The organism is Bifidobacterium sp. LH_730, assembly GCF_056355835.1.
In genome coordinates this window covers 1-16,909 of record NZ_JBKETB010000011.1, presented here as the reverse complement: position 1 = coordinate 16,909, position 16,909 = coordinate 1, and the positions used below count along the sequence as shown (strand labels likewise).

Genomic DNA, 16,909 nt, shown 5'->3' with positions numbered 1-16,909 from the left:
CGATGTCGTATGATGCCGTGAGCGCTCAGGCGCGTCCGGTGATGACGATTCCGCCCTGATCCGGCGTCTCGCGCGAGTCACGCACCGCATGCAGCAGCTCGTTCATCCAGAACCCCTGGTTGAGCCCGGGCAGCGGTTCCGCGGTCCCCCACACATGCAGCGTGTAGTCGTGGTCCTTGTCCGGCGGCTGCGGGCCGTTGTATCGCATGGTGACGGCGGGATTGGTCGAACCGACCCAACGCGAGGCCGCCGAGGTGCGTCCCTGCGCCGCCTCGGGGATCATCGCGGGCAATTGCCGCGAGAAATCCGGCGGGATGGCCAGCGCGTGCGAATCGTTGAAGTCGAACATCAGCGCGTCCACCGGCAGGTTGGCGACGGTCCAGTGGATCCACTCGAATCCGCACACCGGGATCGAATCAGGGTCGGTGAACGCCCAGTGCAGGTATTTTGCAGACGAATCGAGTTCGTCGATGTAGAAGGGGAAGGAGACGACGGGCACGCCGTCGACCTTGTATTCGGGGGCGGCGGCCTTGGCGAAATCGTCAGGCATCACGGTGAAATCCGCTGATATCTTCATATCCCTTAGTATCGCGCACCCGTCTGACCGGCGCACCTGAGCGGCCCGACACTTGAGGCACGCTCTTCATCGCGGCATTTTGCTAGCATAATGACAGCACTTTTTTGTTCATCGATGACGGGGAGGCACTATGGCGACATTCACGATCAGAAGGCTTGACGACGAGATCGCCGAGCAGTTCAAGCAGATGGCCCGGGACCATGGCCGCTCCACCGAAGCGGAATTGCGCTCCGTGGTCGAGGAAGTCACGCGGCAGTATGTCGAGAAGAGGATACGGCAAGAAGAAACGGGGGCCGACTGGTTCCTCAACGCGCATGAAACATGGATGGACGGCCTCAATGAGGACGAACGGAACGAACCCTTTGTTCTTCCGGAACGCAACTCCGCGTCCCACGATCCATTCGAAAACTGGACTGAAAAAGATTGGCATCATCTTGAAGGAGGAGAATAAGCCATGGCGCAACGCATCATTCTGGACACCAATGTTCTTTCCGAGCCAATGCGCCCCGCCCCTGATCGAAACGTTGTGGAATGGCTCAGTTCCCTTGCGCCGGAGAATCTGCGCGTCACCACGGTTTCGCTCGGCGAGATGGCATACGGCATGGCCCGAATGCCACAGGGACGCAGGAAAACAAATTGTGGACGAACGTTAAACGCCATCTTCAGCAATTTTCGAGACCGAATCTACGACTTCAACACACAATCAGCCTTGCATTACGGTGAGATCAAAGCCATGCGGCAGGCGATGGGCAGACCCACCGACGACCTCGACGCTCAGATCGCAGCCATCGCCAAAGCCCACGGTTGCGTCGTGGCCACGCGCAATATCAAGGATTTCGAGGGTGTTGGCGTGCCGTTGATCAATCCATGGAAGTGGGGAGGGAAGATCTAGGCCTCCTGCAACTCCTGAGATTCCCTCGCCTCGCGCAGTTCGCGCAACTCATCCTGCAGCATGTCGATGAGGACGATCTGCTGGCGGATGATCGCGTCCTTCTCGGTCTCGGGATTCCACCGGGAGCGACGGAGAGGCTTGGCACCGGCTGGGCGGGATGCACGAGCTCCCGTTGCCGCGCCATCGATCGCGGACTTTCCGTCAGAGGAAGCGCCCGCTTCACTCACGTTCGCATCACCCGCCGCCGCAGCGGCGCCACGGCGCTCCGCAACAGGCAGCACCGGCTGACCGGCGGCCTGACGCCAACGCGCGAAGCAACGTTCGATGCGCTTATATCCAATAAGTTTGGGATCAAGCCCAGCCTCGCGGAACATCGCCACCGGGCTTTCGCCGTGCTCATAACGGTGCAGGCAATCGTCACGGAATTCGGGAGCATAGTAGATGCGGCGGCCGCTGATCGACAGCACCGCCGGCAAGGACATTAGGTATGCACGCTCCTTGCGCGTGAACTCGCGCTCGCCGCGCCCCTTCGGGCTCAGGGCTGATGACGGAACGTTGGTCATGATGCGTGGCCTCCTAGCTCTGGGGACGATGAATCGAACGTGGATGAATCGCGGAACGCGCTGCCGGCACCCCGCGCATGCTTGGCGAACGACATGGCCACGCCGCCATGCCGATTGCGGCGCACGCGACGCCAGATGAGCAACGCCACGATGCCGGCGATGAGCACGCCCAGCGCAACGCCCACGGCGATTATGGCCTTGGATGCCCAGTCGTAATCGGTGTCGTCGGGCGCGACGGGATTGGGGATGCGATGCCCGCGCACGAGCAGGCGGTGTGTGTTGATGCCATACGGCGTGCAGGTGATCAACGTGGCGTAATCAGCGCTGGGGTCAACGTTCAAATGCGAAAAATCGTCGGGCAAAACCGTGTTGATTTCGTCAACTTGGTAGGTGTAGGTCTCGCCGAGCACATGGAACGCGAAGGTATCGCCCTTGCGCATCTCATCCAAGCCGGTCAGCAGGCGCGCGGACGGCAGTCCGGTGTGCCCGGAGACCACCGCGTGTGTGCCTTCGCCTCCCACCGGCAACGAGGAGCCGGGCAGGTGCCCGACCGCGATCTGCAGCACCGCGTCATCGGTGCCGTGATAGATCGGCAGGCGCGTTTTGAGTCGCGGAATCGTGACGTAGCCCATGATTCCGGTGCCCGAGACGTCCAATATGTGTTCGTAGGCTTGTCGGTCGGCTTCGCTGGGGCGCATGGCCGCGTTCCAGCGCGTCATTTGGTCCGACTGGGCACTGGCTTCGAGGCGTTGGTTGTATTCGCGCGCCGCGGCCAGCAGTTGCTTGCGTTCCGCCGCGCCCATATCCTCGGTCTGCTCGATATAGGAGGCCACCGCACGCGACTGGTGCATGCGGTTCCACCAGTCCGCCACCGTCGGATACGCCATCAGCCCCACGCCGGCGAGCAGCAGAGTGACGAAGAATACGACCATAGCCCGCAGACCGAGGTCCGCGGGCTTGCGTTGGCGGGTGGATGGCGAGTCGCTCATCCTTCCATGCGCTCCTGCATTATATGGTCGCTCACTCAGGACTGGCGACGACGCACGGCGATACGCACGGCCAAGCCGATGCCGAGCAGGGCGACGGCGATCAATGCCACGCCTGCTATGGCGGCGCCGGTGTCGGCGGTGGTGTCATGCTTGTTATCCGGAGGATTGACGACCGGCGGGTTCTCCTTGTCCTCGCAGTCATCACCTTCGCAGGTGTCGTCTTTTTCGTATTCATTGACGATCGTGATGGTGCTGCCCTCACGATCAATGCTCATCGTGTAGCCGTCGGGCACGGTTTTCTCGATGACCTGCCACGTGTGGTCCTTGTCGAGATCGGTCCACGTGTGCTTCCATCCGTTGGATTCGTTGAGCTCGACCTCGTCAACGACGACGCCGTCCTTGATGAGCTGGACGATGACCTTGCTGGGACGCTTGCCGTCGGCGTTGTTGTCGTCCTTCCAGACCTTGTTCACGGTGATGTCCTCGTGGTTATCAGGCGGAACCGGCGGCGTGATTGGCTTGGTCTCACATTCCGTCTTCGGATTCACGGTGATGTTGATGCCTTTATCCGTATCATCCAGATTTGTTTTCGAAGGCAGGGAGACCAGCATCGCGCCCGCCTTGCAGGTAGTATCACCGTTCGCATAGCTGCCGTAGGTGATGAGATACAGGCCGTCAGGCAGTTGATTGAACACGTAAGTGCCATCGGTAGCGGTCTTGCCGGTCTGCAACGGGCTGATCTTCTGCTGTGCGATATAGCTATCGAGCGTGTTAGCCAGTACGCGCAAATCCTCCGACGTATTCAACTCAGGCCACGTCACCGGAGCGTTCTTGAAATCTTCGGTCGCTTGGGCGTTCCAGTCCTTATCCCATGTGGCGACCTGATACAGCTTCAGTTCCACATCCGCAACCGGGGTGCTGCCATGCTGGTAGTCCACCGTGATGCTGCCCGAGCCAGTCACGGTCTCAGTATTGCTATCGCTATCCGCAGCGTTGGCCGTGCCGGTCAGCCCAACGAGGCATAGCACGAGGGAGGCGAGCAACGCCACCACACCCATGAGTCCCCTCCGGACCCACCGGCCCTTGGAACATGCAGTCATAACCACTCTCTTCCCTCGAAAACCAACAGATTGCAAAAAGATTGAAAACCCATGCCCGGGGCCGGAACCAAGCGGGCTCGACGGCCCTGGCATGGAGGATCGCCCCGTCATAACCCCGACGGGACCAGGGGTTCAATTATCGATATTCGGTTATCTGCGAAACCATGTGGCTCAGCGAGCGTTCTGACGCTTGCGCAACACCACAGTCAGGCCAAGGGCAGCGGCGATCACGATCACCGCGCCAGCCGCGTAAAGAACGGTCGCGCCCATGCCGCCGGTGCCCGGCAGTTCGCTGCCGGCCTGGTTGAGCACGTTCACGGTCTTGTCCGTGGTCTCGTACGCCATGCCATCGAAGGTGTACACGACCTTGCCCATGTTGACGGGATCCGAAGCGGTCTTGATCTCGACTTTGATCGGATTGTCCAGCTTGTTGTAGCCAGCCGGAGCCTTGGTCTCGTGCAGCCAGTACGTGCCCGAGTCAAGGCCCGACAGGTTGAACTTGCCCGTGTTGTCGGTGGTGAACTCCGTCACCTTGTCGGTGGTCGTGTCCGAGGCGGAATCGAAGACACGGTACTGGTTGGGGACAACCTTGTCATCCTTGTCGGTCTTCTTCACGAACTCGACGGCGTTGTTGCCGGCTTCGTCGATGGTAAGCTTGAACTTCGCGTCTTTGAGCGGGGTCTTCGTCTCGCCGTCCTGCGCGTACTTGTACACGTTGAAGTCCCACACATAGGTGGTGGTCGTGTCGTCGGGCGTGTGGCTCGTATGGTTCTCGTCACCATAGTCCAGGTGCGTCGTGTTCTCGTTGCCGTCGGTGTCGATGTTGGCGTCCTTGTTGACCGTGGCGGTGTACTGCACGATCAGCTTGTCGCCGTCCTTCAACGAGTCGAGCAGCGCCTTGGAGAACGCCATGTCGAACGTATCTGTCTCGGTCTTATCACCCACGGTGTGGGTTACGGGGGCGGCCACCGTGTAGTCGGCGTTCTCGCCGGTGCCGCTCAGAACCTTGTTCTCCTTGCTTTCCTCGGCGTAGTCGAGCGTGACCTTGATGCTGCTCAAATCGAATGTCAGGCCCGCCTGCATCTGGTCGTGCAGTACGTAGTTAAGCGCGCCCTCCTGAGCGGTGATCGTGGTCTGGAACTTCACCTTCTCGCCGATCTGGGCGTCGTTCTGATCCTCCCAGCCATCAGTCCAATTGGACTCGCCCTTGTCGCCGGAATCCTCCTGAACCTTCTTCTCGACCTCGGGGCCCTCGTTCTTGTCCGTGATCTCGGCGACCGGCTCACCGTTCTCGTCCTTGGGAAGGGTCGTATCCAAGGACACGAGCGTGCCCACCGTGGAGGTCACCAGATAGTAGCCCAGCGGCAGATTCTCGAACTTCAGCTCGCCATCGGCGTCGGCGGGCTCCGTGAATTCGTTGAACTGCTTGCTGGTCGTCTTGATGTAGGCGATGGCCGCGTCGGCGAACGCCTTCGCGTCCTCGGTGCTCATTTGCACGCCATCGGTCTCGGGATCGGAATCCTTGATCCAAGACACCGTGCGGTTCCCGTCAAGCGACACATATGTCGCGCCCGCGGCACCCGCCTTGAAGAAATCGTCCCAAGGGCTGTTCGCGGCAAGCGTGTACGACACCTTGGTCGTCACGTTCTCGCCCGCGCCCTCCACCTTCTGCGAGGCGACGTCGAAGATCTTGTACGCCTTGTACTCATGGCCCTTCTTCGCGTTCGAAATCGTAATCGAACCCGTCACAGGATTCGCCGTATCATCCGCACTGGCGGAGGTGGACATTAGGCCACCGGCGGCGAGCATGGCCACGGCGGCGAGGATGCCGACCAAGGCCTTCCATAGTTTCCTCATAAGATTCTCCTTTGTCCCTTGGGAAACAAAATCTGTGTTTCTTAAGTGTTGATAAGTAACTGTTTTTGGAGTAGGACAAGCCGCCCCGCTAAGGGGGCTTGCCATTGCGGGCAGGCATCACTCACCACCGCCTACGCGCATACCCCAGCCCGGCCAAACCGCACCCGGCCAGCAGCAATCCGCCCCAAACCAAAGCCATAGGCCCGTTCCCGCCCGTCTCCGGCAGCTCGGGACCGTACTTCGTATTCACGAAGAGGGGCGCATCGATTGTGCCGTCGTACTTAACTTCAGCGGTCATGGAACCGTCATCGCCCTTAGACACCGTCACGACGATCTTCACGACATGGGTGTCATAGGTCCAGTCATCGGGAGCCCCGTCTGTCTTCTCGCTGAGACGGAAGTAGTAAGTGTTTTCCTTGGCGAACGACAGTACCGGGAAACCATTGGCTTTACCGCCTTTAACAAGCTGCTTGTTGGATTCACCTGTCTGGATTGTTCCGGTCGTATGAGCAGACAACGACCCCACATTCTGAACGGTGGACTTGCCATCACTGCCCGTGACCGTAGCGGTGACATCACCGTTTGAAACGGGTGTATCGTCAGTCTCCGAAGTCACACGCTGAAGCGTGAACTCAAAGTTCTTGTTGCCATGGTCAGCCGGATTCCAGTCGCCACCCTTGACCTGCTTGTTCAGCGAGATTGTCGCGGTGGCCGCAGCCTTGCGATTGGTCACCTGCACCATCACCGAACCGGTGATGAGGGACGAGAGGGATCCATCCGAATTCGTCGGATTGGTGTTGGCACCCGAGTTGTTCAGCGTGGTACGTTCCAGCGTTTCAGCGCCTTCCGGATGAGAATCCTGATAGGTGCGCAGGATCGGCCAGCCCTCGTCCGCAACGAACAAATAATTGCCATTCGCATCTCGCGGACCATAGTCCAGTGCTGCACCGGAATTACCGCCGACACCGCCGTATTGCAGTTGCAACGGTTCACTAGACTCCGTGTCAGCAGCCTTGACCGTACCACTCTGCTTCTCGACCTTGCCAGGATACAGCGCCGCAGACGCGCCATTATCAGTTCCGTCATTCTCGTCCACCGTGATCGCGCCGGGATAAGTCTTGATATACCGCAACGTATCATCGAACGAACCGGTCGAACCGAACGTGGACATCGTGGCCACCAGCTGGCCCACGCCACGCACCACCTTGATGCCATCGTTCTCATTGCCGGCGTCGGCGTAAATGCCCGAATCGTTGACGATGATCTTCGTCGCGTTCGCATGCTTCACGTACCCGTCCGGTGCCGTCTCCTCGACCAGATAGTACGTACCGTTCGTCAACGGATTACCGCTGAAGCCAACCTGCTTCGTCCCGTTAACGGTGGAAGCCAAACCGAATGCGGCCGCGTTCGCGAACGACGGCGTACCGGGATCATTATCATTCAGCCACGCGTTCTGCGTGGTCACCGAATCCGGAGCCGCGCCATCGTGCACATCGATCACGTAACCGCCATTCGTGGTATCTGCGGTCGCATCGACCTCGCCGGCCTTGTACAGCTTGAATGTCGCCACGCCATCCTTGATCGGATTGCCGTCCTCGTCCACCTTCTGCACGTACAGCTCGTTCTTGATGTTCGGCACGTAGAACCGCGAGGAGAAAGTGCGACCGAAGTCATCCAAGCTATTGCCAGTCACACGCCACGTGTTGCTCGCGGTCATATTGCTAGCTTCGGCGGCAGTGGAGTAATACACCGCCACGGTGTACTTCGCATTGGCTTTGTCAGCATCGTCCGAGATCTGGTAGTAGTACTCGTTCAGATAGCCCGGCAGCTCATCGATATCAGCCTTGTACTCGCCACCATTGAGTCTGAAGTCATGCGGATTCACTTGATGCGCCTTGATAATCGAATCGATATCAGTGGCATCCTGAGCATTCCACCCGTCGACCGTGTTGCCTGTGATCGTCTGCCAAGTATTGTCATCAGCCTTGCGCAGTACCACCGCGAACATCGTTCCGTTCTGCCCGCCGACCTTGTCCGCGGTCTCGCATGAAACGGTCGAGCAGTCCCCATCATTGGTCTTGAACTCAGACGGCGCGGTCAACGTCTCCTTACCACGCGCGATGCCGCCCGTCTTCCAAATCGAACTATCCGGGCTGCTCGAAGTCGGATCGGAGGTCAGCGAACCACTCGTACTGTCCTTCGCCGACATGTACTTGAGTTCCATCGGATTAATCATGCGGCTGTAACCTACAGGTGCAGCGGTCTCCTTCAGCACGTAATACGTGCTGTTGGCATGAGTCACCGTGTCCTTATCGCTACCCCACCGTTTATGGAAATCCAGCATTGAGCCAGGCATCTCGCCATCCGGATTTCCTTCGGCATACTGCAGCACCAGCCGGCCATTCGAATCCGTCTCACCCGTGGCCAATGGTGCGCTGTCCGTTCCTACCTGATGATCCGCACCTGTGAAGTACAACGCGAACTGCGCCCCCTCCAACATGTCACCGTTCTGGTCCACCTTGATGACATCGCTGCTCTTGGGCGCGACCAGATTGAACTTCAACTTCATGTTCGAGTCGCTGTTACCGCGCTCGAGATAGAAGAAGTCGAGCGTGTGGTAAGAACCATCAGTGAAGGTATTTTCAGGAAGTTTGAACAGCTGCTTCAGCGTCGTAGACCGTTCAATGTTCTTCTGTTGGTCACAGTAATACCAACCACGATAGCCATCGATAGCTTCGCAGTTACTATATTCGCCTCCCGGCCATCCGTAGGGACTCTCGACCCGCACTCTTTCAATGACATATTTATCCTCGTTGACCACCACTTCGCCGGTATGGAAATCAATCTTGAGAGAGCCAGCATTATGAATGCCGCCAAGATCGCCCACCAACATGCCGTCGATGTACACCCATACATCGTCGTCACCGCTGAACTCATAGGTCATCGGCTTAGTCTTGGCGTTATCCACGTAGCCACCGGTGGGTTGCACGAACTCCGAGCTCATATGCACGCCGAAATAATGGTTTATATCCACGGTATTGCACTTGTCAGCCTCATTCTTCGTGCTGCACCGCGAGTTCACGTCTTCAGGAACCAACTTGCCGGAAGAGTCTGTCTCGAAGCTGCCATCGCTGTTCTTCTTGAACACTTGATTAGCGGTGTTGAAGGGGAAGAACTGTCCATCCGGAGATTGGCCACCAGCTTTTACACCCCAATTGTCATACAGCGTCATTTGCCTCGACTGCTCGCCAAGGGACGCAAAGTTCTGCTGGCTGTCGTAGTAGTAATAGCCATCCTTATCCAGCTGCAGCATCCCCTGCACATTCGGGAACGACTGCTTGCCAGATTGCAACGACTCATTGAATAGATATGCCAGCGACTCATTCTCAGTCGTGCCATGCTGACCGCTCAGAACCGGATAGCCATTCGAAAGCGAGGACCGCACCAAACCAGACCTTGTGTCGGCGCTGCCGGTCCACTTATTTGCATCCGTCTCGTTGTCGGGGCCTGTGGTGAAATGAAGACTATGACCGGCGTTGATACCGGTGGAGCCAGTGGTGGCATCCCCATTGTTATAATCCGGAGCGTCACGCTGCGTAATCCAGTAATCGAACATGTCAATCGTCGTGCCGTCAGGAGACAGACCTTCGACCGTATGATCGGGAACACTGGCAGCTTGACTATCAGTGGACATGTCCTCGGCGGAGGCATCGTTCGAGGTCGTCTCATTAGAGATACCAGCGCCATCAGCGTTTCCAACGGTGCCGCTCACGCCGCCCTGGCTAATCTCGGGATTCTGCAGCGTCTCCTCGGCGGAGGCCACGCTGGCGGTCACGGTGCCACACAGCAGGCCGGCCGCCAGCAGCGCGCCCACGGCGCGGGTCAGTAGCTTGCCGCCAGTGCGCGCAGCGCGCATGTCATGATTCGAACGACGAATGCTCATAACCTCTTGTCTCCTTGCCCATCGCCCGACACCGCACAAACCACCTCTGGTCCAGGCACTAAAAAGTTGATACCCCCCCGTATCGATTTGTCAAGTCACCAAGGCGTGTCCATCACCCGAGGCCTGGATTCAGCCCGCAAAATCACACACGTTAAAATCACTGGAAAATCAAGAAAACCAACAATCTGCCCCATTGCAGACATACGATTCACGCACATAAATATGCGATTCAGAAAACAGTCGCCCGACAGCCTCCGCCATCTCCGATTCCCCTAAATAGGGGAATCACATCGCTCCCTAAAACAGGGAAATGATCTCAACCATAAGGCGCCCGCTCACGGCAGCAGCGCGCAGAACAGGGCTTCGAAGACGAGCGTGGGGTTGCCGTTGCCGGCGAGGCGACGGCGTGCGATCGCGACTTCGTCGAGACGGGCGACGGCGCCGGCGCGGGGCATGCGTGTGGCTAGCTCGGTGATGGCGGCGCGATTCTCGAGGTTGATGAGCCCCACGGACTCCTCCGCGTTGTTCTGCAGCACGGCGATGTCACGATAGACGGAGGCGATGGTGTTGAGCGCCCGGTCAAGCACATCGCGCGTGCGGCGCGTGGCCCGACGCTTGAGTTCGTCCTTCTTGCCGATCTGATTGAAGGCACCACGCAGCTTGGTGGGGATTCGTTCGCCTTCGGCCAGTCCGTTGATGCGACGGAAATCGGCTTCGTCGGCGGCCGCGGCGCGCGCCACATCCACTTCGGCCTGGGCCTTCGCGTTGTCGATCAGCGTTCCCGCGAGCAGCACCGCGTCAGAGGCGCGCGCGAGATTCAGCACACCGACGACCAGTTCGTCGCGGTCGATCATGACGCGCTCATCGGTGGCATAGAGCTTGGCGACGCCGATATGTCCCTCGGCCAGACGCGCGGCACGGCGCGCGATCTTCTCCTCGACACGGGTTTCGCGCACCAAGTATTCCGCCACGGCGGACGGCTGGGGCACGGCGAGGTTGACGATGCGGGTGCGCGAACGAATCGTGGGCAGCACGTCCTGAGCGCTGGGCGCGCACAGCAGCCAGATGCAGTGCTCGCTCGGCTCCTCGATCTCCTTCAACAGCACATTCGTCGTGCGCTCAAGCATGCGATCGACATCCTCGATGATGATAATGCGCCACGGCGCGGTGCTCGGCATCTGTTCGGACACGGCGATCAGGTCACGCACCTGATCGATGCCGATCGTCACCTTGTCAGTGGCGAGCACACTTACGTCGGGATGCGTGCCCTCCAGCACCTGCCGGGTGACCTTGGTGGGCTCGTCGGACATGCCATGATCGGGACTTTCAAGAGCGGCCGCGAAGGCGCGCGCCATATTGGAGCGTCCCGATCCGGGAGGTCCGCAGATCAGCCATGATTGGGCGATCTGCTTCGGATCGCCGCAGGCGATGGCCGCGAGTCGATCCGCCACGGCCTGTTGGCCGACCAAGGAGTCCCATACTGACATATCCCACACCTTACGCCGCACGGCCCACAGTCGGCCACGCCCATCCTGTAAGTTCCGTCCCATCCTGCGACTCACAGCATGGGCCAATCTTTAGCACAATGGCTATTTTTCGCCGTTTTGGATCACGCACAGGATGGGCCGAGACTCACAGGATGGGTCCAGACTCACATGATGGGACGGCGCTCACAGCATGTCGACATCGGCGCGAATGGTTTCCCATACTTCGTCGATGCTGCGCGCGGCGTCGACGACGCGGAACCGGTCGGGTTCGGCCTCGGCGAGCGCAAGGAACGCCTCGCGAGTGCGCCGCTGGAACTCATTGCCCGCGGCCTCCATACGGTCCTCGTCATGCGTCAGACGTGCATGCGACTTGCCGGGGTCCATATCCAGCAGATAGGTGCGCGCCGGCAGCAGTCCGCCGGTGGCCCACATGCTTAGATCCCGCACTTCCTCGGCCGTCAGCTCGCGCCCGCCGGCCTGATAGGCCAGCGAGGAGTCGAGATATCGGTCGGTGATGACCACGGCGCCGCGCTCCAAAGCCGGCCGAATCGTCTCGGCGACATGCTGCGCGCGGTCCGCGGCGAACAGCAACGCCTCGGTGCGCGGCGCGATATCGGCCTGCGCGCCTTCGACGCCGTGCAGCAGCATCGCTCGGATGGCGGCACCGAGCGCGGTTCCGCCCGGCTCACGGGTGACGACGACCTCATGCCCGCGGGCGGCCAGATATGTGCGCAGACGTTCGACCTGCGTGGTTTTGCCCACGCCGTCGACGCCTTCGAAAGACAGAAATACGCCAGCCATAACCGCGACGGCTTACTTCTTCTTAGGCTTGGCCGGGACCACCGCGGGACGCGTGTAGCCTTCGTTCGCGGTCAGCCAGTCGATGTCGGACTTCACCGTGGACGCGGTGGAGCCAAGCTTTTCGGCGATGCGCGTGTTGGCCCAGCCCTTGTCGGCGAGTTTCCTCACCTCGGCGCGGCGTTCGGCGCGCTTGGTTTCGACGGCGTTCGCCTTCGGCGCGGCGGCCTTGGACTTGGCCGAACCCTTCGCGCCCGCGCGTCCGCCACGTCCGCGGCGCGGGGTCGGTCCCATCGCGCGCTTCTCGGCGAGGATGCGATACGCGTCCTCGGGAGCGATCGTCGCCGGATCATACTGCCTCGGCAGCGTGCGGTTCGTCTCGCCATCGGTCAGGTAGAGGCCGAAACGGCCTTCCTTGATGACGACCGGCTTCTTGCTCTCCGGGTCCATGCCGATCTCGCGCACAGGCGGCTTGGCGGCGCCGCGGCCGCGCCCACGCCCATACTTGGGCTGGGCGAACAATTCCTTAGCCTTCTCGACATCGACCGTGAAGATCTCGTCCTCGCTGCCCAACGAGCGCGTCTCGGTCGAACCGTCGGCCGCAGTCTTGGTCAGATACGGGCCATAGCGGCCGTTATTCGCCTCGACCTTCGAGATCGTGACCTCGCCGGTCTCCGCGTTCGTCTCCTCATAGGAGCCGACCTCACGCGGCAGACCCAACAGACGCAGCGCGTCCTCAAGCGTGATCGCATCGGGGGTCATCGTCTTGAACAGGCTGGCCATCTTCGGGCGCGGCGCATCGCTTTTGCGCGCCCCACGCTTGGCACCGGCTTTGCCCGTCGCCTCGACGGTCGCCTGTTCGATGGCCGACTCGGGCGGGACCAGCGCCACATACGGCCCGAAACGCCCGTTGCGCACCTCGACGGTGCCGCCGGTGACCGGATCCTTGCCCAGCTCGCGCGGACCGCCGGAATGGTTGTCGATCAGATCATGGCCGACGGCCACGGTCAGCTCGTCCGGGGCGAGCGTGTCGGGCAGGGAGGCGCGCTTCGGATTGCCCTCGGCGTCCGTATGCTCCATATCCTCCAGATACGGGCCGTAGCGGCCGACGCGCACATGCAGTCCGTCGCCGATCTCGATCGTATTGATCGCGCGCGCGTCGATCTCGCCCAACTGCGCGACCTGCTTCTGCAGGCCCTCGTGCGCCTCGTCGGCGCTATGCGCGGCATCGCTGCCCGAGCCGAAATAGAAGCGCGTCAGCCATTCGCGGCCGGTTTCCCTGCCGTGCGCGATCTGGTCGAGGCCGTTCTCCATCTCGGCCGTGAAGGCATAGTCGACGAGCTTGGGGAACTTCGTCTCCAACAGCTTGGTGACCGCGAAGGCGAGCCAGCTGGGGATCAGCGCGCGGCCGCGTTCGTAGACGTATCCACGGTCGATGATCGTGGAGATGATCGAGGCGTAGGTCGACGGACGGCCGATTTCCTTGGCCTCCAACGTCTTGACCAGCGATGCCTCGGTGTATCGCGCCGGCGGCTGCGTCTCGTGTCCGTCGGCTTCGACGCGCGTGGCGTCGAGCTGCTGACCGGTGGTCATGGGCGGCAGCGAGGCGTTCTCCTCCGTGCTCTTGCCGGATTTACCGGACTTCTCGGCCTTGTCCCCCGCGGCGGAAGCGGCGGAAGTCGAAGAATGCCGTCCCTCCCCCGTCGCCTTCATGAAGCCGGGGAACTCGATGACGGTGCCGGAGGCCTGGAACACAGCCTCGCCGTCCTCCCCCGCGGGAGCGGACAGACGCACGGTGGCGGTCGAGCCGGTGGCGTCGGCCATCTGCGAGGCCAGCGTGCGCTGCCAGATCAGCGTGTAAAGCTTCAACTGGTCCGGCGGCACCTTCGCGGCCAGTTCGGCCGGGTCGCGGAAGCTCGAACCGGCGGGGCGGATGCATTCGTGCGCCTCCTGCGCGCCCGCCGTCTTCGTGGCGTACTGCTTGGGCGCATCCGACAGGAAGGCCCTGCCATAGTGATATTCGACGGCGTTGCGCGCCGCTTCGATGGCCTCCTGGGACAGCGTGACCGAATCGGTTCGCATATAGGTGATATAGCCGTTCTCATACAACCCCTGCGCGGCGCGCATCGTCTGACGCGAGCTCATGCCGAGGCGGTTGCCGGCCGTCTGCTGCAGCGTCGAGGTCGTGAACGGGGGCAGCGGGCGGCGACGATACGGCTTGGTCTCCATGCCGAGCACCGTGAACACCGCGCCCTGCAACGCGGCGGCGAGCGCGCCGGCATGCGCCTCGTCCAACTCGCACACATTGTCCTTGAAACCGGCGGGTGTGAGCTTGCCGTCGGAACCGAAGTCCTTCGACACCGCAAGCCGCTTGCCGGCGAGCGAAACCATGCGCGCCTCGAATTCGACGCGCTCCCCCTCGGCGTCGGGCGCCTCCAGCGTGGCGGTCACATCCCAGTAGGGCGCGCGGACGAAGGCCATGCGCTCGCGCTCGCGCTCGACGATCAGACGGGTGGCGACGGACTGCACGCGGCCGGCGGACAGGCCGGGGCCAACCTTGCGCCACAGCACCGGGGACAACTCGTAGCCGTAGAGACGGTCGAGGATGCGGCGCGTCTCCTGCGCGTCGACCATGGGGCCGTCGACGCCGCGCGTGCTCGCCAGGGAGGCCTTGATCGCCTCGGGGGTGATCTCGTGGAAGACCATGCGCTTGACCGGCACCTTGGGCTTCAGCGTCTCGACCAAGTGCCATGCGATGGCCTCGCCCTCGCGGTCCTCATCAGTGGCGAGGTAGAGTTCGTCGGCTTCCTTGAGCGCGGACCTCAACTCGGAGACCGTGCGCTTCTTGTCGCCGTCGACGATGTAATACGGCTTGAATCCATCCTCGATATCGACGCCGAACTTGCCGTATTTCGCTTTGTCGGCGGCCGGCACCTGGCTCGGCTGCGCGAGGTCGCGGATATGGCCCACCGATGCCATGACGGTGTATCCCTTGCCAAGGTAGCCGCCGATCTTCTTCGCCTTCGTGGGGGACTCGACGATCACCAGCTTCGTGCCGTTTGCCATGTCCGCTCCTTATCTATGGATTGCTGCAGTCATATTAAACATGGCGTATGGTCAACAGGCGCGTTGGAGAGTGGGTGGGCTCTCATCGGGGATCGCGCGGCCGGTTTATGCGATTCCCCGGGAATCGCGCCCGGCCGCGGGCGGCGCCGGAGGAGCCCCAACCAGACCAAGACGAGTCAGCGGAGAGGCGGTGAGCTGACGCATCACCAGCGTAAGTCCCGTGCCGAGCAGCGCGACGCCGCAGATGCCGACGACGGCCGAGCCGACCGCGCCGGGCTGCGCCCACGCCATGCTCATCGACAGTCCGGGAATGACCTGCCAGACGACATATGCGCCGTAGGCCAGGCACAGCAGGCCGCCCGTCACCATGACGCTGCCGACGATCTGCACACTGGCCGAGGAGGCGCGCTGCCCGGGCCTGTCCATGCCCGACGTGCGGCTGAAGGCGAGCACCAGCAGCGCGATGCCGCCGACCAGCAGGATCGACATCGCCACATCGGCCGGGCGATGCCATTTGCCCGAGATCACGGACAGTCCGACCACCAGCGTCCACGCGCAGGCGATAATCGCCGCGACGGCTCGCCAGACCCGCGGAACGGCCAATAGCAGCACCATGCCCGACGCAGCCGCCAGTATCGTATGCCCCGAGGGAGCGGAATTCTCGTGTCCGCCCATCGTATTGATGATGAACGGACGCGGCAGCACGCACTTGAGCCCCGTGGCCGCATAACACAGCGCGGAGAAGACGGCCAACTGTCCGACCAGCCACCAACGCCGGCGCGCCACCGCGACGGCCAGACCGATGCCGCCGAGCAGCAGGGACACGATAAGCACCAACAAATGGTGGCCATCCCAGGCCATGCCGACGCGGACGACGCCAACATGGGTGATCAATCCCATGAAACCGGCCAACCATCCGGGCACATTGTCGTTGAAGGTCGTCTCGACCATATCCTCATAGGCCTGCCCGTTCTCGGTGCGCACGCCCAGCCACCACACGCCGGCGGCGGTCGCAAGCAGGAGCACGGCGAGCACGATGCACAGCACGCGGCTCGACGTACGCGGGCGCAGCGTCAGCGGATCGACGCGTGCCAGACCGCGCGCGATATCGTCGTCGCGCAGGCTGCCGTGCATGGAGGAAAGATTCCGTTCGTCACTCATGCCTTCGACTGTACGTGGCCCGGGTGGACGAGGGGAGGAAAAGGAAAAACCTCCACGCACCCGTCAGAGGCCACTTACCCTTGCTGCATTCCTGCCCTGGGGGAGTTGGGTGACATGACGCCACATGGAGGCTGGGGTTCAGTCTACACCAGCCCCGGACCGTGTGGAGATGCGGTTGGGGTGCGTGTCTGAATTCGCCTGGATGAACGAGCTGCCATGCTGTGGGCGGAATCGTTGGAATGGCGGTGTTTTGCCGCGGGCGATGGCGGCTCGATTATCGCCGTCCGCCCGAAAGGCGGGAGCTGACGGACTCACGCCCGTGGGGTAGGCTGGGTCATGTTTTGTTTTCGTTGTTCAGGGAGGATCATATGGACGAGTCCAATGGCGTGGATTTGGTGGTTGTTGGTGCGGGTTTGTTCGGTCTGACGGTGGCCCAGCAGGCGGCCGAGAGGGCCGGGGCGCGGGTCGAGGTCATC

The 16,909-nt window shown here is 61.5% G+C and carries 13 protein-coding genes and 1 other RNA gene; 3 read left to right on the top strand and 11 right to left on the bottom strand.

Translation table 11 applies throughout. The annotated features are described in order from the left end of the window. Positions 1-25 precede the first annotated feature (25 nt). Positions 26-577, bottom strand: coding sequence for a YbhB/YbcL family Raf kinase inhibitor-like protein (locus AC1AUD_RS11085; protein ID WP_476574446.1), 552 nt, complete (start codon positions 575-577; stop codon positions 26-28). Positions 578-707: 130 nt separating this feature from the next. Here AC1AUD_RS11085 and AC1AUD_RS11080 point away from each other — a divergent pair, with 130 nt between their 5' ends. Continuing rightward, on the top strand, positions 708-1,028 hold the full coding sequence (locus AC1AUD_RS11080) for a FitA-like ribbon-helix-helix domain-containing protein (protein WP_476574445.1): 321 nt from the start codon (positions 708-710) through the stop codon (positions 1,026-1,028). A 3-nt stretch (positions 1,029-1,031) separates the two neighbouring features. Beyond that, entirely contained in the window at positions 1,032-1,469 is a 438-nt protein-coding gene (locus AC1AUD_RS11075) for a PIN domain-containing protein (RefSeq protein ID WP_476574444.1), read from the top strand. Here AC1AUD_RS11075 and AC1AUD_RS11070 read toward each other — a convergent pair. The 10 genes from AC1AUD_RS11070 to ffs form a co-directional block, all read right to left on the bottom strand. Beyond that, the gene (locus tag AC1AUD_RS11070; protein ID WP_476574443.1) at positions 1,466-2,032 is read right to left on the bottom strand and encodes a hypothetical protein; all 567 of its coding nucleotides are present in this window, start codon (positions 2,030-2,032) and stop codon (positions 1,466-1,468) included. The genes AC1AUD_RS11075 and AC1AUD_RS11070 overlap by 4 nt on opposite strands. Next, complete coding sequence (locus AC1AUD_RS11065; RefSeq protein ID WP_476574442.1) at positions 2,029-3,021, bottom strand: class C sortase; 993 nt, start codon at positions 3,019-3,021, stop codon at positions 2,029-2,031. The genes AC1AUD_RS11070 and AC1AUD_RS11065 overlap by 4 nt, the downstream gene beginning before the upstream one ends. Before the next feature lie 35 nt (positions 3,022-3,056). Then, complete coding sequence (locus AC1AUD_RS11060) at positions 3,057-4,121, bottom strand: Cna B-type domain-containing protein (protein WP_476574441.1); 1,065 nt, start codon at positions 4,119-4,121, stop codon at positions 3,057-3,059. A gap of 171 nt (positions 4,122-4,292) precedes the next feature. Then, positions 4,293-5,978 (bottom strand): SpaH/EbpB family LPXTG-anchored major pilin, encoded by a 1,686-nt coding sequence (locus tag AC1AUD_RS11055; protein WP_476574440.1) that lies wholly within the window; start codon positions 5,976-5,978, stop codon positions 4,293-4,295. Positions 5,979-6,099: 121 nt separating this feature from the next. After that, complete coding sequence (locus AC1AUD_RS11050; protein ID WP_476574439.1) at positions 6,100-9,921, bottom strand: Spy0128 family protein; 3,822 nt, start codon at positions 9,919-9,921, stop codon at positions 6,100-6,102. Between the two features lie 335 nt (positions 9,922-10,256). After that, complete coding sequence (locus AC1AUD_RS11045) at positions 10,257-11,408, bottom strand: DNA polymerase III subunit delta' (protein ID WP_476574438.1); 1,152 nt, start codon at positions 11,406-11,408, stop codon at positions 10,257-10,259. A gap of 183 nt (positions 11,409-11,591) precedes the next feature. Continuing rightward, positions 11,592-12,209, bottom strand: a complete 618-nt coding sequence (tmk, locus tag AC1AUD_RS11040; RefSeq protein WP_476574437.1) for a dTMP kinase — start codon at positions 12,207-12,209, stop codon at positions 11,592-11,594. Between the two features lie 12 nt (positions 12,210-12,221). After that, positions 12,222-15,272, bottom strand: a complete 3,051-nt coding sequence (gene topA / locus AC1AUD_RS11035) for a type I DNA topoisomerase (RefSeq protein WP_476574436.1) — start codon at positions 15,270-15,272, stop codon at positions 12,222-12,224. 105 nt (positions 15,273-15,377) lie between these two features. Further along, positions 15,378-16,433, bottom strand: a complete 1,056-nt coding sequence (locus tag AC1AUD_RS11030; RefSeq protein ID WP_476574435.1) for a phosphatase PAP2 family protein — start codon at positions 16,431-16,433, stop codon at positions 15,378-15,380. Between the two features lie 41 nt (positions 16,434-16,474). Further along, an RNA gene (gene ffs / locus AC1AUD_RS11025) (signal recognition particle sRNA small type) lies at positions 16,475-16,569 on the bottom strand. Positions 16,570-16,801: 232 nt separating this feature from the next. Here ffs and AC1AUD_RS11020 point away from each other — a divergent pair. Continuing rightward, positions 16,802-16,909: NAD(P)-binding protein (locus tag AC1AUD_RS11020; RefSeq protein ID WP_476574515.1), on the top strand; the 108-nt coding region annotated here is incomplete at its 3' end.

What these genes read in the sequence shown, in the direction of transcription:
- AC1AUD_RS11045 (WP_476574438.1), bottom strand. Translation starts at nt 11,408, where the DNA reads ATGTCAGTATGGGACTCCTTGGTCGGCCAACAGGCCGTGGCGGATCGA.
- AC1AUD_RS11055 (WP_476574440.1), bottom strand. Translation starts at nt 5,978, where the DNA reads ATGAGGAAACTATGGAAGGCCTTGGTCGGCATCCTCGCCGCCGTGGCC.
- AC1AUD_RS11085 (WP_476574446.1), bottom strand. Translation starts at nt 577, where the DNA reads ATGAAGATATCAGCGGATTTCACCGTGATGCCTGACGATTTCGCCAAG.
- AC1AUD_RS11060 (WP_476574441.1), bottom strand. Translation starts at nt 4,121, where the DNA reads ATGACTGCATGTTCCAAGGGCCGGTGGGTCCGGAGGGGACTCATGGGT.
- AC1AUD_RS11070 (WP_476574443.1), bottom strand. Translation starts at nt 2,032, where the DNA reads ATGACCAACGTTCCGTCATCAGCCCTGAGCCCGAAGGGGCGCGGCGAG.
- tmk (WP_476574437.1), bottom strand. Translation starts at nt 12,209, where the DNA reads ATGGCTGGCGTATTTCTGTCTTTCGAAGGCGTCGACGGCGTGGGCAAA.
- AC1AUD_RS11075 (WP_476574444.1), top strand. Translation starts at nt 1,032, where the DNA reads ATGGCGCAACGCATCATTCTGGACACCAATGTTCTTTCCGAGCCAATG.
- AC1AUD_RS11030 (WP_476574435.1), bottom strand. Translation starts at nt 16,433, where the DNA reads ATGAGTGACGAACGGAATCTTTCCTCCATGCACGGCAGCCTGCGCGAC.
- AC1AUD_RS11050 (WP_476574439.1), bottom strand. Translation starts at nt 9,921, where the DNA reads ATGAGCATTCGTCGTTCGAATCATGACATGCGCGCTGCGCGCACTGGC.
- AC1AUD_RS11080 (WP_476574445.1), top strand. Translation starts at nt 708, where the DNA reads ATGGCGACATTCACGATCAGAAGGCTTGACGACGAGATCGCCGAGCAG.
- topA (WP_476574436.1), bottom strand. Translation starts at nt 15,272, where the DNA reads ATGGCAAACGGCACGAAGCTGGTGATCGTCGAGTCCCCCACGAAGGCG.
- AC1AUD_RS11065 (WP_476574442.1), bottom strand. Translation starts at nt 3,021, where the DNA reads ATGAGCGACTCGCCATCCACCCGCCAACGCAAGCCCGCGGACCTCGGT.